This is a genomic window from Flexivirga endophytica (assembly GCF_014640635.1).
Lineage (GTDB): Bacteria > Actinomycetota > Actinomycetes > Actinomycetales > Dermatophilaceae > Flexivirga > Flexivirga endophytica.
Window position 1 is genome coordinate 190401 of the sequence record NZ_BMHI01000006.1, and the last position, 23168, is coordinate 213568.

General features: G+C 67.3%; 22 protein-coding genes and 1 tRNA gene. 10 read left to right on the top strand and 13 right to left on the bottom strand.

Translation table 11 applies throughout. The features are described from left to right. Positions 1-49 precede the first annotated feature (49 nt). Both IEX71_RS19215 and IEX71_RS22755 read left to right on the top strand, forming a co-directional pair. Positions 50-1555 (top strand): threonine/serine exporter family protein, encoded by a 1506-nt coding sequence (locus IEX71_RS19215; RefSeq protein WP_229749879.1) that lies wholly within the window; start codon positions 50-52, stop codon positions 1553-1555. A gap of 411 nt (positions 1556-1966) precedes the next feature. Next, entirely contained in the window at positions 1967-2635 is a 669-nt protein-coding gene (locus IEX71_RS22755; RefSeq protein ID WP_308420997.1) for a transglycosylase family protein, read from the top strand. A 192-nt stretch (positions 2636-2827) separates the two neighbouring features. Here the strand turns inward: IEX71_RS22755 and IEX71_RS19225 are convergent, their stop codons facing one another. The 3 genes from IEX71_RS19225 to prpC form a co-directional block, all read right to left on the bottom strand. Next, the gene (locus IEX71_RS19225) at positions 2828-3697 is read right to left on the bottom strand and encodes an isocitrate lyase/PEP mutase family protein (protein WP_188838687.1); all 870 of its coding nucleotides are present in this window, start codon (positions 3695-3697) and stop codon (positions 2828-2830) included. Beyond that, on the bottom strand, positions 3697-5202 hold the full coding sequence (locus tag IEX71_RS19230) for a bifunctional 2-methylcitrate dehydratase/aconitate hydratase (RefSeq protein ID WP_188838688.1): 1506 nt from the start codon (positions 5200-5202) through the stop codon (positions 3697-3699). Before IEX71_RS19230 ends, IEX71_RS19225 begins: the two co-directional genes overlap by 1 nt. Before the next feature lie 100 nt (positions 5203-5302). After that, positions 5303-6454, bottom strand: coding sequence for a bifunctional 2-methylcitrate synthase/citrate synthase (gene prpC, locus IEX71_RS19235; protein ID WP_188838689.1), 1152 nt, complete (start codon positions 6452-6454; stop codon positions 5303-5305). Positions 6455-6597: 143 nt separating this feature from the next. Here prpC and IEX71_RS19240 point away from each other — a divergent pair, with 143 nt between their 5' ends. Continuing rightward, positions 6598-8022 (top strand): helix-turn-helix domain-containing protein, encoded by a 1425-nt coding sequence (locus IEX71_RS19240; protein WP_188838690.1) that lies wholly within the window; start codon positions 6598-6600, stop codon positions 8020-8022. 21 nt (positions 8023-8043) lie between these two features. Here IEX71_RS19240 and IEX71_RS19245 read toward each other — a convergent pair whose 3' ends face one another. The 3 genes from IEX71_RS19245 to IEX71_RS19255 all read right to left on the bottom strand — a co-directional run bounded on the left by IEX71_RS19245 (position 8044) and on the right by IEX71_RS19255 (position 10179). Continuing rightward, positions 8044-8253: a DUF1275 family protein gene (locus IEX71_RS19245; RefSeq protein WP_188838691.1), complete on the bottom strand. Its 210-nt coding sequence runs from the start codon at positions 8251-8253 to the stop codon at positions 8044-8046. Positions 8254-8310: 57 nt separating this feature from the next. Continuing rightward, positions 8311-9279 carry a peptidoglycan-binding protein gene (locus IEX71_RS19250; protein ID WP_188838692.1) on the bottom strand — a complete coding sequence of 323 codons (969 nt, stop codon included), beginning with the start codon at positions 9277-9279 and terminating at the stop codon, positions 8311-8313. Between the two features lie 75 nt (positions 9280-9354). After that, positions 9355-10179, bottom strand: coding sequence for a DsbA family protein (locus IEX71_RS19255; RefSeq protein ID WP_188838693.1), 825 nt, complete (start codon positions 10177-10179; stop codon positions 9355-9357). 209 nt (positions 10180-10388) lie between these two features. On the opposite strand from IEX71_RS19255, the gene IEX71_RS19260 reads away from it, so the two are divergent. Next, the gene (locus IEX71_RS19260; protein ID WP_188838694.1) at positions 10389-10724 is read left to right on the top strand and encodes a hypothetical protein; all 336 of its coding nucleotides are present in this window, start codon (positions 10389-10391) and stop codon (positions 10722-10724) included. Positions 10725-10801: 77 nt separating this feature from the next. After that, entirely contained in the window at positions 10802-11131 is a 330-nt protein-coding gene (locus tag IEX71_RS19265) for a cupin domain-containing protein (RefSeq protein ID WP_188838695.1), read from the top strand. A 7-nt stretch (positions 11132-11138) separates the two neighbouring features. Here the strand turns inward: IEX71_RS19265 and IEX71_RS19270 are convergent, their stop codons facing one another. From IEX71_RS19270 to IEX71_RS19280, 3 genes are all read right to left on the bottom strand, one after another. Then, positions 11139-13268: a hypothetical protein gene (locus IEX71_RS19270; RefSeq protein WP_188838696.1), complete on the bottom strand. Its 2130-nt coding sequence runs from the start codon at positions 13266-13268 to the stop codon at positions 11139-11141. Positions 13269-13443: 175 nt separating this feature from the next. Beyond that, on the bottom strand, positions 13444-13803 hold the full coding sequence (locus IEX71_RS19275; RefSeq protein ID WP_188838697.1) for a DUF1330 domain-containing protein: 360 nt from the start codon (positions 13801-13803) through the stop codon (positions 13444-13446). Then, positions 13800-14150: a nuclear transport factor 2 family protein gene (locus IEX71_RS19280; protein ID WP_188838698.1), complete on the bottom strand. Its 351-nt coding sequence runs from the start codon at positions 14148-14150 to the stop codon at positions 13800-13802. The genes IEX71_RS19275 and IEX71_RS19280 overlap by 4 nt, the downstream gene beginning before the upstream one ends. A 121-nt stretch (positions 14151-14271) precedes the next feature. Here IEX71_RS19280 and IEX71_RS19285 point away from each other — a divergent pair, with 121 nt between their 5' ends. Beyond that, complete coding sequence (locus tag IEX71_RS19285) at positions 14272-15039, top strand: helix-turn-helix domain-containing protein (protein ID WP_188838699.1); 768 nt, start codon at positions 14272-14274, stop codon at positions 15037-15039. A 66-nt stretch (positions 15040-15105) separates the two neighbouring features. Here the strand turns inward: IEX71_RS19285 and IEX71_RS19290 are convergent, their stop codons facing one another. Continuing rightward, positions 15106-15627, bottom strand: coding sequence for a hypothetical protein (locus IEX71_RS19290; RefSeq protein ID WP_188838700.1), 522 nt, complete (start codon positions 15625-15627; stop codon positions 15106-15108). 78 nt (positions 15628-15705) lie between these two features. Then, positions 15706-15781, bottom strand: a tRNA-Thr gene (locus IEX71_RS19295). A gap of 110 nt (positions 15782-15891) precedes the next feature. Here IEX71_RS19295 and mgrA point away from each other — a divergent pair. Next, entirely contained in the window at positions 15892-16929 is a 1038-nt protein-coding gene (mgrA, locus tag IEX71_RS19300; protein ID WP_188838809.1) for an L-glyceraldehyde 3-phosphate reductase, read from the top strand. Between the two features lie 78 nt (positions 16930-17007). Here mgrA and IEX71_RS19305 read toward each other — a convergent pair whose 3' ends face one another. After that, positions 17008-17772, bottom strand: a complete 765-nt coding sequence (locus IEX71_RS19305; protein WP_188838701.1) for an SDR family NAD(P)-dependent oxidoreductase — start codon at positions 17770-17772, stop codon at positions 17008-17010. Between the two features lie 107 nt (positions 17773-17879). After that, the gene (locus IEX71_RS19310) at positions 17880-19037 is read right to left on the bottom strand and encodes an acyl-CoA dehydrogenase family protein (protein WP_188838702.1); all 1158 of its coding nucleotides are present in this window, start codon (positions 19035-19037) and stop codon (positions 17880-17882) included. A 120-nt stretch (positions 19038-19157) separates the two neighbouring features. Here IEX71_RS19310 and IEX71_RS19315 point away from each other — a divergent pair, with 120 nt between their 5' ends. From IEX71_RS19315 to IEX71_RS19325, 3 genes are read left to right on the top strand one after another with little or no spacing between them, the layout of a single operon-like run. Then, complete coding sequence (locus tag IEX71_RS19315) at positions 19158-21275, top strand: DUF6421 family protein (RefSeq protein ID WP_188838703.1); 2118 nt, start codon at positions 19158-19160, stop codon at positions 21273-21275. Further along, on the top strand, positions 21272-21976 hold the full coding sequence (locus IEX71_RS19320; RefSeq protein WP_188838704.1) for an SDR family NAD(P)-dependent oxidoreductase: 705 nt from the start codon (positions 21272-21274) through the stop codon (positions 21974-21976). The genes IEX71_RS19315 and IEX71_RS19320 overlap by 4 nt, the downstream gene beginning before the upstream one ends. Then, positions 21973-23049, top strand: coding sequence for a threonine aldolase family protein (locus tag IEX71_RS19325; RefSeq protein ID WP_188838705.1), 1077 nt, complete (start codon positions 21973-21975; stop codon positions 23047-23049). Before IEX71_RS19320 ends, IEX71_RS19325 begins: the two co-directional genes overlap by 4 nt. Positions 23050-23168: the final 119 nt, after the last annotated feature.

Genomic DNA, 23168 nt, shown 5'->3' on the forward strand with positions numbered 1-23168 from the left:
GCTCAGCTGACACATACCGCGCACCGGCCGTCGGTCCTACGCTGAGCGGGTGGACGAGGTTCAGGACACCGACCCCGGCGGGCTGCCGGTCACCGGTCGCCGCATGCGCTTCCTGCAGGGCGAGCCGGTCACCGAGCCGTTGCCGATCGCGGACAGCCTGCGGCACACGCCATACCGGGACCCTCGCACGATGGAGGCGCCCGAGCAGGAGGCGTCGGTCCGTGGCGCCCTCGAGTTGTCGGTCCGGGTCGGTGAACTACTGCTCCGCTGCGGTGCCGGCACCCGCGATGTCGAGGCGGCCGTGGTGGCCGTCGCCGCTGCGGCCGGGCTGCGGCGACTGGAGGTCGACATCACGAACCAGTCGCTGCTCGTGCAGGCACCGACACCTGCCGGGGTGCCGGTCACGCTCCTTCGCGTGGTGCGCTCCAACACCCGAGATTTCGCACGCCTGACCGCCATACACGGTTTGGTCGAGGAACTGGTCGCCGGCGGCATCGACGACGTGGATGCCGCGACGCGCAAACTGCGCCGGATCCAGCGCACCGCCCGGTTGTACCCGCGCTGGTTGGTCGGCCTCGGGTATGCCGGGCTGGCCGGATCCGTCTGCGCGCTGCTCGGCGGGCACGTTATGGCGATCGTTGTCGCCGTCATCTCGGCACTCGTCGTCGACCGCATCGGGCGTGCGTTGGGCAAGCGCGGGGTGCCGTCGTTCTACTCAGCGGCGGCGGGTGCCGCTGCGTCGGTGTTGCTGGCGTGGCTCGGTTACCTGGTGGCCATCCACGGCTGGCTCGGACTGAGCATGCCCCCAACGGATTTCGCGTATGCCGTCGCAGCGGGAATCGTCGTCCTGTTGCCGGGGCGCGCGATGGCGTCGGCGGTCGAGGACGCGATCACCGGCTATCCGGTGACCGGTGCGGGACGACTCCTCACGGTGCTGCTCTCGACGTCGGGCATCATCGTCGGCATCGCAGCCGGGCTGTCCTTCACACTCCGACTGGACCGGGCTCTGGATCTCGATCTCACCGCGCCGAAGGCGCTGTCCTTCGGCTCCGAGCCGGCCGTGCTGTGGCTGCGGGTGATGTGTGGCGCCATCGGTGCCACCTGCAGTGCGGTGACGGCGCGGGTGCAGCCGCGGCACCTGTTGCCGGCCGGGCTGCTCGGCGCGATCGGGCTCTTCTTGTCGGGAGGGCTGTCGAGCTCGCTCGGGCTGGGCGGCTTCCGGCTGGGGGCGACGACCTCGATCGCGGTGGCGGCGATCGCGATCGGTATCGCCGGCCGACTGATCGGCCTGCGTCTCGGTGCGCCGGCGCTCGTGCTGGTCGTCCCGGCCGTCTCGCCGCTGCTGCCCGGCCTGCGCATCTTCCGGGGCATGTATGACGCCGTGACCGGCAGCATCGTCGGTAACTCGGTCGCCACTCAGGGGCAGGCGGTCAGCACGCTGATGGGCGCCGCCGCGGTGGCCCTGGCGATCAGCACCGGCGTGGTGATGGGCGACGTGCTCTCGGCGCCGTTGGATCGCCAGGCGTTGCACCGGCGACGGGTCCGGCGGCGCTGAGTTGCGCCGGCCGCGTCCACAAGTCTCAACGATTGCGGGCCGGGCACGTGACTTCACCGATTCGGGTGCACAAGCCTCGACGGTCGCGGGAAGAGGCCCGTATGGCGCCGTCCGGCGTACTTTTTCGCGCGCAGTCGCGCAGCAACAGCTCAAAGGCATCGCATGCCGCGCCAACAGCGGGAACTACACGCTTGTAATTTTACCTTTCCACCCGGCGTGTCGGCTTGAGTTTTCCACCGAAGCTTCACTCGTACCTTGTGTCACATGCGTCATTCCCGTAACGTGCGTGACGCTTCGGGGCCCGAGAACCGACCGCCAGGTTCGTCAGGAAAGGACACGACCTTGCCTTACACACCGCGTCACAAGACGGATCGACCGTCCGTCGCAGGCCGGCGCGCCATGGGTGCCGTCATGGCGTCCGCGACCACTGTCGGAGCCGGATTGGCAACGGCTGCGCATGCCAAGGCGGACGCACCGTGGAACGTCTGGGACCGGGTCGCGAGCTGCGAGTCCGGCAACAACTGGTCCATCAACACCGGCAACGGTTTCTACGGTGGTCTGCAGTTCACCAAGTCCACCTGGCAGGCGTTCGGCGGCGCGAAGTACGCCTCCAGCGCGCAGTACGCCACCCGCGATCAGCAGATCTATGTCGCCCAGGCGACGCTGCGGGTCCAGGGCCCGGGCGCCTGGCCGGTCTGCTCCAAGAAGGCCGGGCTCACCCGCGCCAACGGGGCGGCCGTGCGGGTCGACCCGGGCAGCGGCACCAAGCCGGCGCCCACGCCCGCACCTCCGTCGCGTGGCGGAAACCGTGCGCTGGTCATCGACGGCATCATCGGCCCGCTCACCACGGCGTCGACGCAGCACTGGCTAGGTGTCCGCCAGGACGGCGCCAACCGGCTCAACTCGCGCACGATCGTCGCCCTGCAGGCGCGGCTCGGTGTGCACCAGGACGGTGTTGTCGGTCCGGTCACGACCGCCGCGATGCAGCGTTACCTCGGTATCGCCCGCGATGGCGGTAGCCACTTCAACTACCGCACCGCCGTTGCGCTGCAGAAGTACCTCAACTCGAAGGGCATGTAGCTGATCCAGTCCGAGCTCTGTGCCGAGAGGATAGGCAACGCACCGAAAGGATAGGCAATTCGAGCGATCAGAGCCCGAATTGCCTGTCCTCTCGGCGATGGGGTGTCCTCTCGGCAAGAGGTGGCGGCGGCCTACGCGAGAGCGGCCCGTGCACGGAATGCACGGGCCGCTCTTCGTGGGTATGACGAGAGGTCAGCTGCTATAGCGGTCGTTCAGGGCGTCCCAGGCCGGCTTGTCCACCAGGCGCTGCCGCTCGGCGAAACCGACGACGAGGTTGTCCTCCTCGGTGACGCGGCCGGTGTCGCGCAGCGCGGTGAGGGCGTTCTGCATGCCGAAGACCGCTCCCTGCAGCGCAGCGTTGGCGTAGAGCACGATGCCGTAACCGGCCTCGGCCAGCTCCGCCGCCGACACCAGCGGCGTCTTGCCGCCGATGACCAGGTTGGCGATCAGCGGCTGGTCGACCATGCCCGGCAGTGACAAGACCTGCTCGCGGTCGGTGAGTGCCTCGACGAAGAGGATGTCCGCGCCGGCCTCCCCGAACTGACGAGCACGCTCGACCGCTGCCTCGAAGCCGTCGACTGCGGCAGCGTCGGTGCGGGCCATGATCAGCAGGTTGTCATCCGTGCGAGCATCGACGGCGGCCTTGATCTTGTTGACCGCCTCGTCGGTGCGGATGACCGACTTGCCGTCGAAGTGACCGCAGCGCTTGGGGCTGACCTGGTCCTCGAATTGGATGCAGTCGGCGCCGGCGCGCTCGAGCACGCGGACCGTGTGCCGCACGTTGAGCGCGTTGCCGAAGCCGGTGTCGGCGTCGACCAGCAGCGGCAGGTCCACCGCGTCACGGATGCGGGCGGTGTGGTCGGCGATCTCCGCCAGCCCCATGAAGCCCTGGTCCGGCAGACCGAGCGACATGTTGGTGACACCTGCACCCGTGACGTATGACGCCCGGTAGCCCAGGTCTTGAATGACCTTGGCGGACAACGCGTTGAACGCGCCGGGGACGACGACTCCGGCGCGCTCCTGCACCAGCGCCTTGAGCTTCTCCTTGGTGGAGGGTTCCATCACTTTTCCTTCGGTCCGAAGTCGTTGTCGGCCGTGACGAAGAGGTCGACATACTCGTGCACCGGGGTGGCGGCGAGCTTGGCCTGGTCGAGCGACACCTCGGCGAGTTCCTGCTGACGGGCCTCGTCGAAGCGACGAGCCAGGTTGCGGCGGAACTTCTCCTCCAGGAGCGGCAGACCCTCCTCGCGGCGGCGACGGTGACCGATCGGGTACTCCACGACGACCTCGTCCAGTGTGGTGCCGTCGGTGAACTTCACGGTGAGCGCGTTGGCGATGCTGCGCTTCTCCGGGTCGTGGTAGTCCTTGGTGAACTGCGGGTCCTCGACGCAGTGGATCTTGGCGCGCAGCGCATCGATCCGCGGGTCGGCGGCGACGCTGTCCTCGTAGTCACCGGCGGTGAGCCGGCCGAAGATCAGCGGCACGGCGACCATGTACTGGATGCAGTGGTCGCGGTCGGCGGGGCCGGTCAGCGGGCCCTGCTTGTCGATGATCCGGATGCACGCCTCGTGGGTGCGGATGGTGACCTCGTCGATGTCGTCGATCGTCTTGCCGGCGGCCTCGATCTTGTCCTTCAGCGTGTGCGCGGCCTCGACCGCGGTCTGGCTGTGGAACTCGGCCGGGTAGCTGATCTTGAAGAGGACGTTCTCGGCAACATACGAGCCGTAGGGCCGCTGGAAGGTGAACGGCTTGCCGCCGAAGCTGACGTCGTAGAAGCCCCAGGTCGGCGCGGTGAGCACGGTCGGGTAGCCCATCTCGCCGGTCTGCGCGATCAGGGCGAGCTTTACCGCGCGGCTGCACGCGTCGCCGGCCGCCCAGCTCTTGCGGCTGCCGGCGTTGGGGGCGTGTCGGTAGGTGCGCAGCGACTGGCCGTCGACGAACGCCAGTGACACCGCGGCGAGCGTCTGCTCGCGGCTGAGGCCGAGCAGGGTGGACACGACGGCCGTGCTGGCCACCTTGACCAGGACCACGTGGTCGAGACCGACTGCGTTGAAAGAGTTTTCGAGGGCGATGACACCCTGGATCTCGTGGGCCTTGACGATGCCCTCGATGACGGCCTGCATGGTCAGCGGCTCCTCGCCACGTGCCACGCGCTCGCGGGAAATCCAGTCGGCGACGGTGAGGATGGCGCCCGAGTTGTCGCTCGGGTGGCCCCATTCGGCGGCCAGCCAGGTGTCGTTGAAGTCGAGCCAGCGGACCAGCGCGCCGTTGTCGAACGCCGCCTGCACTGGGTCGAGGACGTAGTTGGTGCCGATGACACGGGCGCCGTTGGGCACCTCGGTGCCGGGCACGATCGGGCCGAGCAGCTTTGTCGCGGCTGGGTATTCGAGCGCTTCGAGGCCGCAGCCGAGGGCGTCGATGAGGATGTTGCGTGCGGTCGTCAGCGCCAGGTCGGAGTCGATCCGGTAGTCGCGCACGTAGTCGACGATGTCGACCAGGACGTCGTCCCAGGCGCGGCCGGCGGTCGCGGATTTCGTTGTGGTGGTGTCGGTTTCACTGCTGGACAAGGTATGCGCCAATCGTTGGTGGAGCGGATCGAAAGGATGCGGGTCGAGAAGGAGAGGTCAGGTCTCCAGGAATCATTCGGCATAGGAAGTCGGGCCAAAACTATCGCCGCTCGGCGAGGGGGACGAACTTCTGGTCCTCCGGGCCGATGTAGTTGGCGCTGGGCCGGATGATCTTGTTGTCGGCGCGCTGCTCGAGCACGTGTGCGGCCCAGCCGGTCGTGCGGGAGATCACGAACAGCGGGGTGAACATGTCGGTCGGCACACCGAGCGCGCGGTAGCTGACGGCACTGAACCAGTCGAGGTTCGGGAACATCTTCTTGGCGTCCCACATGACCGACTCGATGCGCTCGGCCACGGCGAAGAGTCCTTCGTCGCCAGTGCCCTTGGACAGATCCTGGGCGACCTTCTTGATGATCTTGTTGCGCGGGTCGGAGATCGTGTAGACGGGGTGGCCGAAGCCGATCACGACCTCCTTGTTGGCGACGCGTTCGCGAATGTCGGCCTCGGCCTCGTCCGGTGTGGCGTAACGCTGCTGGATGTTGAGTGCGACCTCGTTGGCGCCACCGTGCTTCGGGCCGCGCAACGCGCCGATCGCGCCGGTGATGGCGGAGTACATGTCGGAGCCGGTGCCGGCGATGACGCGACCGGTGAAGGTGGAGGCGTTGAACTCGTGCTCGGCATACAGGTTGAGCGAGATGTTCATCGCGCGGATCTGCTCGTCGGTCGGCTCGGTGCCGTGCAGCAGGTGCAGGAAGTGGCCGCCGATCGAGTCGTCGTCGGTCTCGACGTCGATGCGCTTGCCGCTGTGCGTCCAGTGGTACCAGTAGAGGAGCATCGAGCCGAGCGAGGCGATCAGCCGGTCGGCGATGTCCCGGGCGTCGGCGGCGTTGTGGTCGTCCTTCTCCGGCAGCGTGCAGCCGAGCACCGAGACGCCGGTGCGCATGACGTCCATCGGGTGGCTCGCGGCGGGCAATGCTTCCAGAGCCTGACGTACGGCCAGCGGCAACGCGCGCTTGGCCTTGAGCTGCGCCTTGTAGGTGTCCAGCTGCGCGGCGGTCGGCAGCGCGCCGTGGATGAGGAGGTGGGCGACCTCCTCGAAGCTGCAGTTCTCCGCCAAGTCGTTGATGTCGTAACCGCGGTAGGAGAGGTCGTTGCCGTGCTGGCCGACGGTGCACAGTGCGGTGTTGCCGGCCGGCACCCCGGACAGGGCGACGGACTTCTTCGGCTTGGGTTTGGCGGCTGCTTCGGCCATCACGACTCCTAGAGGTGGATCAGTGCGGGATCTCCCGCGTTGTTAACAAGATAAGCAACCCCACGCGCTGCGGAAACCAGCGGGCTACTGCGAATCTGCGGCAGTTTGAGGTGCCCGGGTGCGAAGTTTGCGAAGATGAGCGGGTGGTGACAGGAGAGTACGCAGGGTTCGTCGTGCGGCGCGCCCGTGAGGAGGCGGGCTTCACCGGGGCCGCGCTGGCCCGCCGCTGCGCCATCTCGGCCAGCTACCTGAGCCAGATCGAGCACAACGCGCGGGTGCTGACACCGCAACTGCGCACCCGCATCGCCGGCGTGCTGGGCATCGAAGTCCAGCAGCTGACCATCGACCCGCGAGCGCGCACGGCCGCCGCACTCGTCGACAGCTTCGCCGAGCACCCGGAGTTGCGTGCGTTGTCCTTGGCCGAAGTACGGTTGGTCGCCGACCAGTTGCCCGGCGTCGCGTCGGCGCTGCTGAGCCTGGCGAACGGCCGCAACGCCGACCGGGAGCGGATCGAGGCGCTCGAGCTGCGCCTGGGCGGCGATCGCGGGGACGATGTCGGCCCAGTGATGCCCTTCGAGGCGGTGCGTGACTTCATCGCGTTGCACCGCAACTACTTCGACTCGCTGGATCGCGCTGCTGAGGAGTTGGCTGCGACTCTGGCGCTGCAGCCCCGCACGCGCTACGAGCAGATGCGCCGACACCTGCAGACCCTCGGTGTCGAGGTCGAGGAGCGTCCTCGCGAGGTCCTGGACGGGCAACGCCTCTTCGAGCCTGCGACGAACCGGTTGCTGGTCGCTGCCGAGCTGCGGCCCGCGCAGAAGGCCTTCCAGCTCGCGAGCCAGGTCGCGTTGCTGACCATGGAGGAGCCGATCGCGACATACCTGCGCACGGCGCCATACACCGACGAGGTCACGACCCGGCTCACCAGGATCGGGCTGGCGAATTACTTCGCCGGTGCGCTGCTGCTGCCCTACCGCAGCTTTCTGACCGCCGCGCGGCGCCTGCGCTACGACCTCGAAAAGTTGTCCGAGGAGTTCGACGTCGGCTTCGAGACAGTGTGCCATCGACTGAACACCCTTCAGCGACCTGATGATTCGGGCATTCCGTTCGCGCTGGTGCGTGTCGATCGGGCCGGCAACATATCCAAGCGGCAGTCGGCGACGCCTTTCCACTTCTCGCGCACCGGCGGGACCTGCCCGCTGTGGACCGTGTATGACGCCTTCACCCGTCCCGGGCAGGTGTTGCGGCAGATCGCCGAGATGCCCGACGGCCGGGCCTACCTCTGGATCGCGCGCACGGTGACCAGCGGATCCGTCGGGTTCCGCGCGCCGAACAAAGCATTCTCGGTCGGCCTCGGATGCGACCTGTCCTACGCGCCGCAGACCGTGTATGCCGCCGGCCTGGACCTGGAGGACCGCACCCTGCGGGCCAAGATCGGCATGGGCTGCCGGGTTTGCGAGCGGCCGGCCTGCCCCCAACGCGCGGTGCCGTTCGCGGGGCGGACGCTGCAGGTCGACGAGAACCGCGCACATCTGTATCCCTATGTGCACGAAGGGGATCCGGACTGAGTGCGGCGTCGGTCCTGAGGCTCAGGCCGTGCCGGAGGACATCGAGCCCGCCGCGAGGTGGTCCGCGGCCGAGGCGACCATCCCCGTCATGTGCGACGAATACAGCGACACCGCAACGAAACCGACGGAGTCCAGGACCCCGGCGAACGCGGCGAGGATCACGGCCAACTGAAAATTCGCCGCGACGGAGCGTTCCGAGGCCGCGGCCGTGACGAGGAAGCGGGCGACCACGAGCAGCAAGTATGACGAGCGGGCGCCACAAACGGAGAATCGTCTCGACGCCGGGCCTCAGCCGATGAACTGGAAGTGGTAGCTCTCGCCGTCGGTGCCGTAGGGGAACGGGTTGGCGAATCCCCAGCGGTGGGCGTTGGCCGACAACCATTGCTGCCCGGTGCCGCCCCAGCCGAACTCCTCGCCGGGCTTGTCGGTCTCGCGGAAGTCGACGGCGAGACCGTAACCGTGGTTGGAGGTGCCCGGGTATGCCGCCCGTGGGCTGCCGAATTTGTTGTACCAGTACCACTGTTCGTCGATGTCGCGGTAGGTCAGGTCGATCGCGGCATAGTGACCGAACGCCGCCCGATAGCTCGCCTGCAAGGACTTCAGGTAGGGCTGGTTGTCGCAGTTGAGGTAGCGCTGCGTCGTCGGCGTGTATCCCGGCTCGAACGTGTCGGGCGAGTTGTATGCCATCGGAACCTTGCACAGGCTGCCGGTCGGGGTCCGACCGTTGATCGACGACGGGTCGGAGGTCGTCCACTCCAACGTGCCCTTGTGCACGTAGCCCGAGCTGGTGTGCAGCCAGGGGCCGGTGCCGACCCGGGTGCCGGTCACCTTGGCGTGTGGCCCGTAGGTGCCGACGATGCTGTATTTCAGTCCGGGGCCGGAGCGGATGTTGGCCTTGGATCCGGCGGCGCCGGCGTCGGCCATCACATAGCCGGTGATCGTGGTGCAGCCGGGGAAGCCGCCGAGCAGGTCCCACGTCATCGGTCCGACGATGCCGTCGGCATCCAGGCCGCGTGTGGTCTGGAAGGCTTTGACCTTGGCCAGGGTCCCGTTGCCGAAGATGCCGTCGACGGTCAGCCCGCCGAGTCGTTGCTGCAGCGTCTTGACGAGGTCGTGGTGCGTGTCGCCATACGCGAGGGTGATGACCGAGCACGACGACGTCGTGGCTGCGCGTGCGCTGCCGGCTCCCGTCGGGCTCAACCCGCTGAGTGTGAGCGCCGCCGCGCCGGCCAGGACGAGTGATGCCATCTTCTTCATGCGACCCACCTCGTGACGAGTGTGACCACTGGGACTGCTGAGATCGCATCACTGTAGGGGAACCGGCGTCATACGTCAGCCCGGCGGTGCCGCCGTGATCGCCGGTGCCGCGCCACAACGTTGGAAGCGTCGATGCCAACGGCCGCCGTCCCCGCTGGCCCAGCCCGGATCGGGAAGCTCAGTGCGCCAGCAGTGCGACGCGGCCGCAGCCGGCAGATCTGTCGTCAGGCCGAGCTCCGTGATCCGGTCGCCCAGCCAGTCGACGGCGTCGATTCCGCGAAAGAGCGGCCCGTCGGACGGCTGCAGCACGGGAACGATCTGTTCGCCGGTCTCACGCCACTGGTCCGACCAGTCGACGACGAGCCGGTATGCGTCGGCCGACATCGGGGCGCCAGTCATGGCCACGGGCGCGCCCCACTCGCGCACCGACCGACTCGGCGAGGCGCTCCCGCGCAGCTCGTCGGTCAGCAACGTCCGCAGGGTGTAGAGGTCGCCGACGTCGATCCCGTGCTGCCAGTACGACTCGAACAGCACCCGGGCGACGGGACCTGCGACGTCGGCGGCACAGCCCTCTGCGTACGCAGCAACAGCGGGAGCGGTCCGCGACACGATGCGGGGCGGTTCGTGAGGCAACTCCTCCGCGGGCAGCAACCTCTGCAGCACGAGCTCCAGTTCGTCGCGGAAGGCGGCGGACGGTGCCGACGGGCGCCCATGGGGGAGGAGCGGTAGATGTTCGACCGCCCGCCATTCGACCTCGACGCCGCTTGCGGCCAGGGTCTGTGCGCGGCGGAAAGCCAGATAGCTCCAGGGACAGTTGAAGTCGCCATACAGCGTGATCGCCGGTAGCGGTGGTTCATGGATGCCTGGGGCGGCAGGACGTGGCAGCGTCGTGCTGGACATGGTGCATTTCCCTTCCGGATCGGTGGTCGATCCCACGGGGACGACTCTCGATCGGTCGAGGCACGAGCGGCAGGGCCGATGGTCCCGACATCCGGAGCGCGCGCATGCAGGGACCTTGGTCACTGGCAGTTCGGCGCCGCACGACCTTGACTCTGTGTAACGACCAACCGACCAGCAGAGGAGCCCGCGCGATGAACAGGACCTGGAACGTGACCATATTCATCGAGGAGGACGACATCGCGGCATCGGCGCATGCCCGACTTACCAGCGGCAACACCTTGGGGCACCTGGTGGGTCACGGCGTATGTCGGGTCACGCCCACCGCGGTGCAGGACGCCGGCCAGCGAGCGGCCCTTCGCGCTCTGGAGGATCTGAGCCACCTGCTCGATCACGTGGTGCTCAGTCAGCGCGCAGGCGCTGACACCGGCGAGGTCGCCGCCGGATCGTCGGCTCGCCCGCCGACTGCTCGGTCACAGCGGCACCAGTCGGTCCCGCCCGGTCTCTTGTCCGCGGAGTTCCACACGGCACCCCGGTCCGCGTCGTGATCGAAGCAGCGGCCACCGCACCGCCCACGGCAGTAGAGTCGGGGGACCGAGTGGATGCGCGGGAGGCGGGAGCGCGAATGCAGAAGCTGAGTCTGGATGCGGTTGCCCGCGAGGCCGGCCATCGCGCTGCGGAGGCCGGCAGCGGACGAGCAGCGACAACGGTCTACGGCGGCCACGAGAAGCGGTTGCGGCAGACCGTGATCGCGGTGCGAGCCGGAGCGCGGCTCGCCGAACACGTCAACCCGGGAGACGCCACGCTGCTGGTGATCAATGGCCGACTGCGGCTGTGGTCCGGAGAGACCAGCTGGGAAGGCCGTGCCGGCGATCTGCTGATCGTCCCCGATGCACCGCATTGGGTCGAGGCACTCACCGACACGGCGTTCTTGCTGACCGCAGCCCACCGCTGACCGGACCTTAGTTCACGCCCGCTGCGCGCACCTCCCAGTGGCCAGCCGAGGTCGTCAGCTGGGAGAGGCGGCCGATCGATGGGGCGCTTCGCCCCTCGGTCGCGTCCAGGATGATCGCGGCCAACTGCTCGCCGGTGGCATCACGCCCGGTTCCCATTGCGGTCAAAGCGTTCTCGGTCTTCGTGTACTGCTCGTCGCCCGTGCTGTGGCTCTTGATCGCAGCGGTCGACGCCTTGAGCGTGTGCATCGCGAAGGTGCCGGTCGGCGCCACCAGTTGCTTGTATGCCGCCTCCGCAGTCGTCAACTGGGACCGGTGTGTGCGAGCGGCCGGCGGGAGGGCCGAGTCGGCGAGGATCGGAAGGATCGGCACGCCGTCGACCTGATAGCCGTCCCGTAGCCCGGTCAGCAACAGCACCGTCGGGCGCATGTCGACCTGGTCGGTGAAGGTGTCGTCCGTGCCGCGGGCCGAGACGCCCGGCCCGGCATACATCGCCCAGATGTTCTGCATGTCGGGCCAGTAACTGCCGTGGTTCCAGGCGTACCCGGCGTCAGTGGTGTAGACGCAGGGTCTGTCGCAATTCAGTTGGCCGCCGCCGACATACGAGTCCTCACCGGAGAAGGCGGTGAAGGTCGGGGTGCGTGCGGGGTCGGCGCTGACGAAGTGCAGGATGCGTTGCTCGACGGAGTCTGCGATGTCGTAGGCCACCGGCTGCTTCTCGCCGGTGTAAGGATCGGTGAGACTCAGCGCGCCGAGGTCGCGTCCGAAGGTGCGGGTCTGCGGCGCGGTCCGCTCCGGGTTGCCGTTCAGCCAGATCGCCGGTGCCGGGTCGGAGTGGATCGCGAACGGCGTGGTGTTGCCTCGCTGCCTCGCGAGCAGTCCGGGCAGGTTCACATTGACCTCGGAACGGGTCGCGTAAGTGCAGTAATTGCCATCGTTGCCAGTGCAATTCGCCGGTGTCGGTGCGCTCCCCGCGAAGTGGTCACCTTCGTCGGTGGTGACGGTGAACAGCGTGTTCTGCGCCGTCATACCGTCCTCGGCGAGCCGGGCGAAGAAGGTCTGGAACGCCGAGTTGTATGCCGCGAGCTGTTGCTCGTAGGTCTGCTGTCCCGGTCCCAGGTCACCGGTGTGCGCGGCCGTGTGGTCCCCGTGCACGTCGGAGATGTAGAGGTTGACCGCCTGGACGCCGTGCTCGAGCAGTTGGGCGGTGTAGCCGAGTGAGTTGTTGGCGGTCTCGGAATCGAAGCCCGGGAACCCGGGGTTGCCGCTGCTGTCGGCGATGACCGAGCCGTCGGTGGCCTTGACCGGTCCGGACGGACTGATCTGCGGCTGGATCTGCGCGTTGCCGAAGAGCGCCTTGTGGCCCGCATAGCCGCCCGGCTCGTCGGGCAGCGCGTCCTGCTGGCCGGAGGCGCAGAGCGCGGCGCCCTTGGCGCAGTGCACTGCGAGGCCGACCATGTCGGCCTGCGCCTTGACCGGATCGGCCTTGGCCTCCGCGGCCTGCGGCGAGTCGGGACCGAAGACCGTCGTCACATCGGTGCCGGTGTTCTCGAGCACCGTGTTGGGACTGCCCACCTCGCCGACGTTGCAGCCGGCTTCGGTGAAGGGCGTCCACGGCGCGGGCACGTTGACGCTCTGCGCCGGTGCGGGCGCGGTCCGTGACGGCAGGTAGTCGAGGTTGTAGCGGTCGGTCGTGGTGCCGCTGAAGGTGGACAGCTTGTCGGTCCAGTAGGAGAACGACGAGTAGCCGACCGGCTTGCCGGTCGCGTCATACAGGTCCCCGCTGTTGGACTGGGTGATCGCGTTGCGGTCCGGGTAGAGACCGGTCGCGTTCGAGATCATGTTGGTGCCGGTGTGGACCAGGTCGTCGTGGGTGTTCGTCATGACGACGCCCTGGTTCTTCATGAAGTTGAGCAGCGCCGGCATCTGCTCGAGGTCACTGGCGACGTTCGGGTTGTCACGAGTGAGGTGCACGTTGTCGAAGTCGATCTGGACGACGTGCTGGATCCCGTTCGCCAGGTGGCAACCCGATGACGGGGAATGGGCAAGGTGTTGACCAGGGGCGGCGGCCAAGGCCGGCGACGTGGCGCCGAGACACAAAGCTGCTGCTGCGAGGGCACCGAAAAGCGTTGTACGCATTGATGACTCCTTCGAGCGTCCTGTCCCGCCTGTGGAACAGCGACGTTCGATCATCCACCCGCAGCGGCCTCGGCGGGGCGTGTTCGAGCCACGATTTGCGGCAGGTTCCGACGGGCCGGCAGCACCCTGTCGTGCCGGCCCGTCCGGGGTGTCGCAGCGACCTCCCACGCAGTTGTCAGCGTGCTTGCAGCCCCGCGCGCATCGTCGCTGCGGTGGTGGTCGCGCGATAGGCCTCGGCCACGCCCTCGACGGTCAGGATGGTCGAGTCCGAGTGCTCGATCCGCAGTGGAGCGATGGCCCGGTAGGGCTCGGAGTCGAACCACTCGCGGACCGCCGTGATCGAGGGGAACGCGATGATGACGACGTCGCCCGGGGCCGACCCCTCGTGGGTGACGTGTGGCTTCGCGTGGACGAGCCACCGCCCGCCATACGGCTCGAACGTTGCCTCGATGCGCTCGATGTATTCGACGATCTCCGACCCGACGTCGATGTTTTCCAGGTAACCGATCGCGTAGCCGGGTGCCGCGCCGGTCACGCCGGGACCTTGTCGAGGAAGCCGCGCACGTCGGCGATTCGGCCGTCGTCGTCGAGCACGATCACGTCGAAGCCGATCACGATCGGCCCCTCGCCAGCCGGGCCGAGCCCCCACTGGAAACGCAACTGCTGGTGGTGGCTGTCGACGTCGCCGATCTGGGTGAAGGTCATCCCGGGGAACTGCTGCTGGACCGCCCCGATGACCGCATCCAGCTCGGCTGTGCCTGCCGCAGCTGCCATCGGGTCGGTGTAGGTGGCGTGATCGGCGAAGTGCTTGTGCAGCAACGAGTTCCGCTCCTCACCCTGGGCGTTCCAGGTGGCGAGGTAGTCGGTGGCGATGGTGTCCATGGTGGTCTCCTTCGAGGTGTCCGTTGTCGTTGAACACCACGAGCTTGCGTCGGCGGAGTGCTCGGTGGCCATGACCTCGGAGGTCATGACCCTCGGCTCGTCCGCGCTTACGCTGATGCACATGACTGCAGCAGTGGGAGTGATGCTGCGCGAATGGCGGGAGAGCCGTTCGCTCAGCCAACAGGCCCTGTCCGAGGTGTCCACGGTGTCGACGCGGCACCTCAGCAGGGTGGAGACAGGTCGGGCGCAACCGACGCCGCAGATGATCCTGCACCTGGCAGAACATCTGGAAATCCCTCTGCGCGAACGTAATCGGATCCTGCTGGCCGGAGGCTACGCGCCGAGGTATGCCGACAGTGCCCTGGACGACGCGTCGCTGGCAAGCGTCATGAGCGGCCTGCGCGACCTGCTGGACGCGCATCTTCCGTACCCGGCGCTGCTCCTCGACGACCACTGGGACGTGGTCGACGCCAACAGCGCGGTCGAAACGATGCTCGAGGGCTGCAGCGCCGAACTCCTCGAACCGCCGATCAACGTGATCCGGTTGTGCGTGCACCCCGATGGCCTCGCACCGCGGATCGGCAACCTGCCGGTATGGGCAGCGCACCTGCACCAGCAGTTGCGCCACCGCGCCGCGCAGACCCGGGACGAGCGGCATCTCGCCCTCACGCAGGAGGTCGCCGATCTAATTGACGTGGACACCCTGCCGCCCGTGGGCGGCCCGGTCGTCGTACTCGAACTGGCAACCGAGACAGGCATGTTGAGCTTCTTCAGCACCGCAGCTCGGCTGACGACGGCGACCGATGCCGCGCTCGAAGGGTTGCATCTGGAGACGTTCCTGCCGGCCGACGAGCACACGCGTGCGGTGTATGGCGCCACGGCGCGCTGACCTCGTCGCGGCACCGCTGCAGGGCCACCGCTGCCACGGCCCCGGTGGCCGTGACAGCGGATCCTCCTAGGCGTTCTCGAGATTCGCCTCGAGACTCTTGAGCACCGACCAGGCGGGGATCGGCATCTTGATCACCTGTTTGGCGTCCCCGCCGCGCTTCGTCCACGCGCTGGTCACGACGCGACCGGCCTGACGGTTGATCTGATAGTCCGCGGTGTAGATGTCGCCCAGCATGCCGACCAGCAGTGTCCCGTCGACGCAGGGGAACAACGACTTCACCTCGGGAGCGCGGAACTGCTTGTCGAAGTCGTGATAGATCCACCTGGGTCGGGCGATCTTGCCCTGCCGGCAATTGATCAGCGACGCGTGCGAAACGCAGGCGATGCCGCCCTTCCCGAACACCCACACGTAGTAGGGATCGACCTCGATGCCGTTGTAGCTCGTCCAGTTCTCCGGGCCGTCGACCGTGGCCCAGGAGTTCCACGCCACGACATGGATGACATTGCGATCCCGGACTCCGCCATACACGACGAAGGCGTTCTGGGCTCGAAGTGGCGGCCCGGGCGGACGGATCGACGGTGGCGCCATACGCCTTGAGCCGCGTGATGACACCGCGGCTCGGTCGGTGAGTCCGCTCGGCGTGCCAGCAGGCGACTCTGGGGTGGGTGGAGCCGGTGACAGGAGTCGAACCCGCGACATCTTCATTACAAGTGAAGCGCTCTACCAACTGAGCTACACCGGCATGCGCGCAGGAGCTGGTCCCGCGAGCGGCCCAATGCTACCCATGGTGGGGCGGTCCCACGAATCCAGCCAGGGGTCGGCACCGGTGATGTTTGAATGTATGGCGTGACGATGCATGCAGACGACTACCAAGCAGACCGTGGCCGCTACGACTCGATGACCTACCGGAGGTGTGGCGCCAGCGGTTTGGACCTGCCGGCCCTGTCGCTCGGGCTCTGGCACAACTTCGGGGACGATGTCCCGCTGGAGCGGCAGCGAGCGATCCTGCGCCGAGCCTTCGACCGGGGCGTGACGCACTTCGATCTGGCGAACAACTACGGGCCGCCCTACGGCTCGGCGGAGCGCAACTTCGGCACCATCTTCGCCCAGGACTTCAAGCGCTACCGCGACGAGCTCATCCTGTCGAGCAAGGCCGGCTACGACATGTGGCCGGGCCCCTACGGTCAGGGCGGCGGCTCGCGCAAATACCTGCTTGCGTCGCTCGACCAGTCGCTGCAGCGGATGGGCGTCGACTACGTCGACATCTTCTACAGCCACCGGTTCGACGAGACGACACCGCTGGAGGAGACACTTGGCGCGCTCGACACCGCGGTCCGGCAGGGCAAGGCGCTGTATGTCGGGATCTCGTCATACAGCGGACCCCGGACGGCGGAAGCGGTGCGGATCCTGCGCGAGATGGGCACGCCGCTGCTGATCCATCAGCCGTCCTACTCGATGCTCAACCGGTGGGTGGAGGAGGACCTGCTGGACACGCTCGGCATGAACGGTGTTGGCTGCATTGCCTTTTCGCCGCTCGCGCAGGGGATGCTGACGTCGAAGTACCTCAAGGGTGTGCCAGAGGGGTCGCGTGCGGCCCAGGGCAAGTCGCTCGACCCGAAGATGCTCACCGAGCAGACGATCAAGCACGTTCAGGCGCTGAACCGGATCGCCAAGAAGCGTGGTCAGACACTCGCGCAGCTTGCGCTGTCCTGGGTGCTGCGCGACGAGCGCGTGACGTCGGTGCTGGTCGGGGCGTCGAGTGTCGAGCAGCTCGACGACAACCTCGGTGCGCTCGACAATCTCGAGTTCACCGACGACGAGCTGAAGAAGATCGACAAGCACGCCGTCGAGGGCGGCATCAACCTCTGGGCGAAGTCCTCCAACAGCTGATCCCGCTCCCGCTGACGTTGCATGGTGCCGAACGCTCTCCATACGGCGCGCTCGGCACCATCCAGCATCGGGAGGCGGCTACCGAGGAGGCATCCGGAGTGCGCCGTCGAGCCGGATGACCTCGCCGTTGAGCATCTGGTTGTCGACGATGTGTGCGACGAGCGAGGCGTATTCGTCCGGGCGACCCAGCCGCGACGGGTGCGGCACCTGTGCCTCGAGGGTCGACTTCACGTCGTTCGGCAGACCGGCGAGCATCGGCGTCTCGAAGGTGCCCGGCGCGATGGTCACGACGCGAATTCCCTTGTCCGCCAGGTCGCGTGCCGCGGTCAGGGTCAGTCCGACGATGCCCGCCTTGGACGAGGCGTATGCCGCCTGACCGATCTGGCCGTCATACGCGGCGACCGATGCGGTCATCGTGATGACTCCGCGGTCGCCGTCGACCGGCTCGTTGCCGACCATCTGCTCGGCGGCCAGCCGCAGCACGTTGAAGGTGCCGATCAGGTTGATCTGCACGACCTTGCTGAAGGCTTCGAGCGGCAGCACACCGCGCTTGCTGATGACCCGGCCGGGTGTGGCGACGCCGGCGCAGTTGACCACGATGCGCAGCGACCCGAGCGCCGCGGCGGCGTCGACGGCGGCCTGGACCTGGTCCTCGTCGGTCACGTCCGCCGCGACGAACTTCGCTCTGTCGCCGAGGGATTCGGCCACCTCGGCGCCCTTGGACGAAGGCAGGTCGAGCAGGACGACGGAGGCGCCGTCGAGATAGAGCTTGCGGGCGGTCGCCTCGCCGAGGCCGGAGCCTGCGCCGGTGACCAGTGCGACCGTGGTGGAGTCGATCCTCATTGTGCGGTGCCCTTTCCGTGAAGTTCATTCAAAACATGCTCAGGAGGCTCGTAACCCGCTGGCGTTGCAGGGAGCTAGCGACCAGCAACGCCAACGGAGAATCAGCCTCATTGGGTGAGTTCGCGCAGCAGGTGCCGCGAGATCACCAGTCGTTGGATCTGGTTGGTGCCCTCGAAGATCTGGGTCACCTTCGCCTCGCGCATGAAGCGCTCGGCCGGGAAATCCTGGGTGTAACCGGCGCCGCCGAGCACCTGCACGGCGTCGGTGGTCACCCGCATCGCAGCGTCGGTCGCGATCAGCTTGGCCACCGCCGCCTGCTTGGAGTACGGGCGGCCGGCATCCTTCAGCCGGGCCGCGTGCAGATAGGTCGCGCGCGCGGAGGTCGTCGCGGCCTCCATGTCGGCGAGCAGGAACGCCATACCTTCGAAACTCGCGATCGACTGTCCGAACTGTTTGCGTTCCGAGGCGTATGACGCGGCGAGGCTCAACGCGGACTGCGCCAGCCCGGTGGCGGCAGCGGCGATGCCGAGGCGTCCGGCGTCCAGTGCCGCCAGCGCGATCTGCATGCCCTGACCACGCTCACCGATCATCCGATCCGGGTCGAGGGCGACCTTGTCGAAGTGCACCTCGGCGACCGGATCACCGGCCAGGCCCATCTTGCGCTCCGGCGATCCGAAGCTCACACCTGCGGCGCCCGCCGGGACGACGAAGCACGAGAGGCCCTTGCCGCCCGTGTCGTCGGTGCGCGCGAACGTCGTGTAGTAGTCGGCATGCGCCGCGTGCGAGATCCAGCTCTTCGTGCCGCTGAGCGTCGCGCTGCCGTCATCGGCGAGCACGGCACGCGTGCGCATTGACGCGATGTCGGAGCCGGCCTCGCGCTCGGACAGGCAATAACCGCCGAGGGTCTCGCCATCGAGGATGTCGGGCAGCAGCGCGCGGCGTTGCTCGTCGGTGCCGAAGTGGTCGATCGGGTATGCCGTCAGCGAATGTACCGAGACACCGATCGCGACGCTCATCCAGACCGTCGCGAGCTCCTCGACGACCTGCAGGTAGACCTCGTACGGCTGCCCGCCACCACCGAACTCCTCGGGGTAGGCCAGCGAGAGCAACCCAGCGCGGCCCAGGGTGCGGAAGGTATCGCGTGGCGGTGAGCCCGTGCGCTCCGCCTCGTCGACACGGGGCGCCAACTCGCGTGCGGCGATCTCACGGGTGAGTTCGATCAGGTCCGCAGCATCGGCCGTGGGAAGGATGCGATCGACCGGCATGTCTTGGAGCGTAATGCGCGTCACAATCGCGGACGCGACCGGGTTGAGAACCACAACATTTGCGGTCTACCATGTTTATAACAACAAAATCTCCTCCGTCGGATGAAGGATGTGACTGAAATGAGCGTCTTCCCCAAGGTTGTCGTCGAGCAGGCCCACAGCAGTGCCTGGGCGCTGACCCGGGCGACCGCCGCCACGATGAATCCCGCCAATCCGGCGGATTCGTCCCTGGAGAAGGCGGCAAACACCCTGCGGGGACGCGGATTCGAGGTCGTCGGTCACGAGTCGGGTCACCTGGACGAAGCTGCGCTGTCCGGCGCGGACGTCCTCGTCATCGATCACCCTGCCGAGCGGGCCGCCGAGAAGACCACCGGTGACCTCCCACCCGTCCTGGAGGCCGCGGAGATCGACAGTGTCGTCGGCTTCGTCGAGCAGGGCGGCGGTCTGGTCGTCCTCGCCGAGTGCGACCAGGACGTCTACGGCAACAACCTCAACGAGTTGCTCGCCCGCTTCGGGCTGCACGTCACCAGCACCACCGTCCACGAGACCGTCGAGGGCGGCCGCCGTTTCCACGACAACGCCACCTGGGTGCTGGCCGACATCGAAGGCGGGCTCGGCCAAGGACTGCTCGCCGGGGTCGACGAGCTGTGCTTCTACCGCGCCGGTGTCATCGACATCTCGGGCGCACCCGAGGCCAAGGTGCTCGCGCGCACGAGCGGGTCGGCATACCCCGCCCGTCAGCCGTTGGCCGTCGCCCTCCCGTATGGCGCCGGCCGCGTCGTTGTGCTGGCCGACTCCGACATCGTCGGTGACGACTCCATCGATGAGCTCGACCACCGCCGTTTCTGGTCCAACCTGGTGACCTGGGCGAGTGCGGCTCGCAAGCAGTCGGGCACCGTCACCTCGATCGGCTCCGGCATCGACCGCAGCCCGGAATGGCTCGCGCTGAAGGCTGCCGTCGAGGAGTTGCGGCTGATGCAGGCCAAGGATGGCTCCGTCGAGGACGGTTCCAAGCACGCTCGTGCTGCCGAGCTCGTCGACACGATGAAGGCCGAAATCGCGGCGCTGGCACCGCGATTCCCGCACGACGCGGACTATCTGGCGCAGCTGCCGAACGACTTGGCGAAGTGGGTTGACAACGGTTTCGTCGAGCCCGACTTTCTCGACTCACTGATGAAGTTCCGCCCCGACCTGTCCCGTGCGGACGGCATCGAGCACCTCGTCGTCTTCCCGATGTACACCCAGAACGGCAACCTCGACCGCGTGTTCGAGGCGCTGCTGATCTCGGTGCAGTGGCCGGACTGGCTGGCCGAGCTGGAGCAGACCTACGACAACAAGATGTTCCTCGCGGTCAACTTCATCGACTTCACGCCCGGCTACGACACCAACTCTGCCGTGCTCTTCCCGGAAACCGTTGCGGTGCGCGAGGTTCCGAAGTTCAGCTGGGGCGCCATCTTCTGTGACCGCGAGGGTGCTCGCTTCCGCCGCGTCGTGTCCGCCGCGTCCGAGCTGCTGTCGCTGCAACTCCCACCGGATGCCGAGCGGCTGATCGCATCCCAGGAGCTGGTGCAGTCGACCTTCGCCATGTGGGACATGATCCACGACCGCACGCACAGCCACGGCGACCTGCCGTTCGACCCCTTCATGATCAAGCAGCGGATGCCGTTCTGGATGTACGCGCTCGAGGAGCTGCGCTGTGACCTCAACACCTTCCGGCAAGCGGTCAAGCTGGAGGCCGAGGACCAGCCGTACGCCCGATTCGTCCAGCTGGCAATCCTTTTCGACCGGCTCTTCCGCTTCCCGATCACCGGTGATCGCCACCGCAACTACGACGGGCTGGGCGGGCAGCTGATGTTCGGCTACCTGCACAAGCACGACGCGCTGCGGTGGACCGACAACAAACTGTCCTTCGACTGGCGGCGAGTGCCCGAGGTCATCGTGCAGCTGTGCGACGAAGTGGAGGTGCTCTACCGCAGCGGCATCGACCGGTCGCGCGTCGGACACTGGCTGGCCGCGCACGAGTTCGTCGCGACCTATGTCGTGCCGAACCCCGGCTCGACGTGGGCCAAGGGCGCCGAGGCGCTGCCCTTCGACGGCACCAAGACCAAGGCGCTGAACGACCTGGTGCTTGATGACGAGTTCCCGCTCAACGTCTTCTACGAGGCGCTGCGTAAGCAGATGGCGTCGGTGATCGCCTCCACCTCCGGCATCACCGCGTCCACGGCTGATGCCGCATGAGCGGCACTGATCTGACTGGTTCCGTTGTCGTCATCACCGGGGCTGCCGGCGACCAGGGCAAGCCCACCGCTGCGGCGTTCGCGGCGGCGGGTGCCACGGTGATCGCGGCCGGTCGCGACGCAGACCGACTGGCCGACGTTGTCGCGTTCGACCCTGACCGCATCGTTGCCTCGGTCGTGGACCTCTCGGACGAGAGCGCGGCCAGGGAGTGGGGGAAGGAACTGCTCACCGAGCACGGCCGCGTCGACGGCCTGATGCACCTGGTCGGTGGCTGGCGCGGCGGCAAGGGCATCGTCGACGGTGACCTGGCCGACTGGGATGTCTTGGAGGCCAGTCTGATTCGCACGCTGCAGCACGCGACGAGGGCGCTGCACGATCCGATCCTGGCCTCTCCGCACGGCCGGATCGCGATCATCTCTTCGACCGGTCTGGACAAGCCGCGCGCGACGAACGCGGCATACCTGACCGCGAAGGCCGGCTCGGAGATGTGGCTCCGCGCAGTTGCCGACTCCTACAAGGAGTCCGACGCGGCGGCGACGATCGGTCGGATCATGGCGCTGGTGACGCCGCAGATGCAGGCCGAGAAGCCGGACGGTTACAAGAAGTTCACTCCAGTCGCCAACATCGCCGACTGGTTGGTCGGTCTCTATGGTCGGCCCGCCGCCGAGATCAACGGCGTGATTGAGACGATTACCCGGTGAACGACAACGACACCTTCCCCAAGCCTTTGCACGACCCGAGCGTTCGTGGCTTCGCCAGCGACAACTACTCCGGCGTGCACCCGGAGATCCTCGCGGCGATCGTCCGCGCGAACGGCGGGCACCAGGTCTCGTATGGCGAGGACGTCTACACCGAGCAGCTGCAGGATGTCTTCGCCGAGCACTTCGGTCCCGGTGTCGAGGCCTTCCCGGTCTTCAACGGCACCGGCGCGAATGTCGTTGCGCTGCAGTCGGTCACGAAGCGCTGGGAGGCGGTGATCTGCACCAGCACGGCGCACATCCACGTCGACGAGTGCGCGGCGCCGGAGCGGATGGGCGGGCTGAAGCTGATGGTCGTCCCGACTCCGGACGGCAAGCTGACGCCGGAGCTGATCGCGACCGTGTCGCTCGGTCGGGGCGACGAGCACCACGCGCAGCCGCGGGTCGTGTCGATCACCCAGACGACCGAGCTGGGCACGGCATACACAGTTGACGAGATTCGGGCCATCGCCGAGCACGCGCACGCGAACGACATGGTGCTGCACGTCGACGGCTCCCGGTTGTCGAATGCCGCTGCCAGCCTTGGGGTTTCGTTCCAGGAGATGATCACCGACACCGGCGTCGACATCGTGTCGTTCGGTGGCACCAAGAACGGCCTGATGGTCGGTGAAGCGGTGCTGGTGCTCAACGCGGACGTTGTCGACGGCATGAAGTTCCTGCGCAAGCAGTCGATGCAGCTGGCCTCGAAGATGCGCTTCGTGTCCGCGCAGCTGATCGCGTTGCTGTCCGACGACCTCTACCTGCGCAATGCAGGGCACGCCAACGCCATGGCGCAGCGGCTGGTCGAGGGTGTGCGGGATCTTCCGGGTCTGACCGTGCCGCTGCCCGTGCAGTCGAACGGCGTCTTCCCGATCCTGCCGACCGAGGTTTCGGAGCGGCTGATGGAGAAGTTCCGGTTCTACTTCTGGGACGAGGCCACCGGGCAGGTCCGCTGGATGTGCTCCTTCGACACCACCGAGGCCGACGTCGACGCGTTCATCGCCGCTGTGCGTGCGGAGCTCACTGCCGCACGCTGATCGAGTAGCGACGAAGGAGCGTATCGAGATCGAGTGCGAGCGGACACGTGGTCTCGATACGGCTCGCCCTTGGGGGCTCGCCTACTCGACCCACATGGTTGACTCACTGCCTGAACCTC

Coding starts and splice junctions, on each gene's coding strand:
- IEX71_RS19285 (WP_188838699.1), top strand. CDS start 14,272: ATGACTGCAGCAGTGGGAGTGATGCTGCGCGAATGGCGGGAGAGCCGT.
- IEX71_RS19310 (WP_188838702.1), bottom strand. CDS start 19,037: ATGCCGGTCGATCGCATCCTTCCCACGGCCGATGCTGCGGACCTGATC.
- IEX71_RS19280 (WP_188838698.1), bottom strand. CDS start 14,150: ATGGACACCATCGCCACCGACTACCTCGCCACCTGGAACGCCCAGGGT.
- IEX71_RS19270 (WP_188838696.1), bottom strand. CDS start 13,268: ATGCGTACAACGCTTTTCGGTGCCCTCGCAGCAGCAGCTTTGTGTCTC.
- IEX71_RS22755 (WP_308420997.1), top strand. CDS start 1,967: ATGGCGTCCGCGACCACTGTCGGAGCCGGATTGGCAACGGCTGCGCAT.
- IEX71_RS19320 (WP_188838704.1), top strand. CDS start 21,272: ATGAGCGGCACTGATCTGACTGGTTCCGTTGTCGTCATCACCGGGGCT.
- IEX71_RS19305 (WP_188838701.1), bottom strand. CDS start 17,772: ATGAGGATCGACTCCACCACGGTCGCACTGGTCACCGGCGCAGGCTCC.
- IEX71_RS19225 (WP_188838687.1), bottom strand. CDS start 3,697: ATGGAACCCTCCACCAAGGAGAAGCTCAAGGCGCTGGTGCAGGAGCGC.
- mgrA (WP_188838809.1), top strand. CDS start 15,892: ATGCATGCAGACGACTACCAAGCAGACCGTGGCCGCTACGACTCGATG.
- IEX71_RS19315 (WP_188838703.1), top strand. CDS start 19,158: ATGAGCGTCTTCCCCAAGGTTGTCGTCGAGCAGGCCCACAGCAGTGCC.
- prpC (WP_188838689.1), bottom strand. CDS start 6,454: ATGGCCGAAGCAGCCGCCAAACCCAAGCCGAAGAAGTCCGTCGCCCTG.
- IEX71_RS19255 (WP_188838693.1), bottom strand. CDS start 10,179: ATGTCCAGCACGACGCTGCCACGTCCTGCCGCCCCAGGCATCCATGAA.
- IEX71_RS19250 (WP_188838692.1), bottom strand. CDS start 9,279: ATGAAGAAGATGGCATCACTCGTCCTGGCCGGCGCGGCGGCGCTCACA.
- IEX71_RS19265 (WP_188838695.1), top strand. CDS start 10,802: ATGCAGAAGCTGAGTCTGGATGCGGTTGCCCGCGAGGCCGGCCATCGC.
- IEX71_RS19290 (WP_188838700.1), bottom strand. CDS start 15,627: ATGGCGCCACCGTCGATCCGTCCGCCCGGGCCGCCACTTCGAGCCCAG.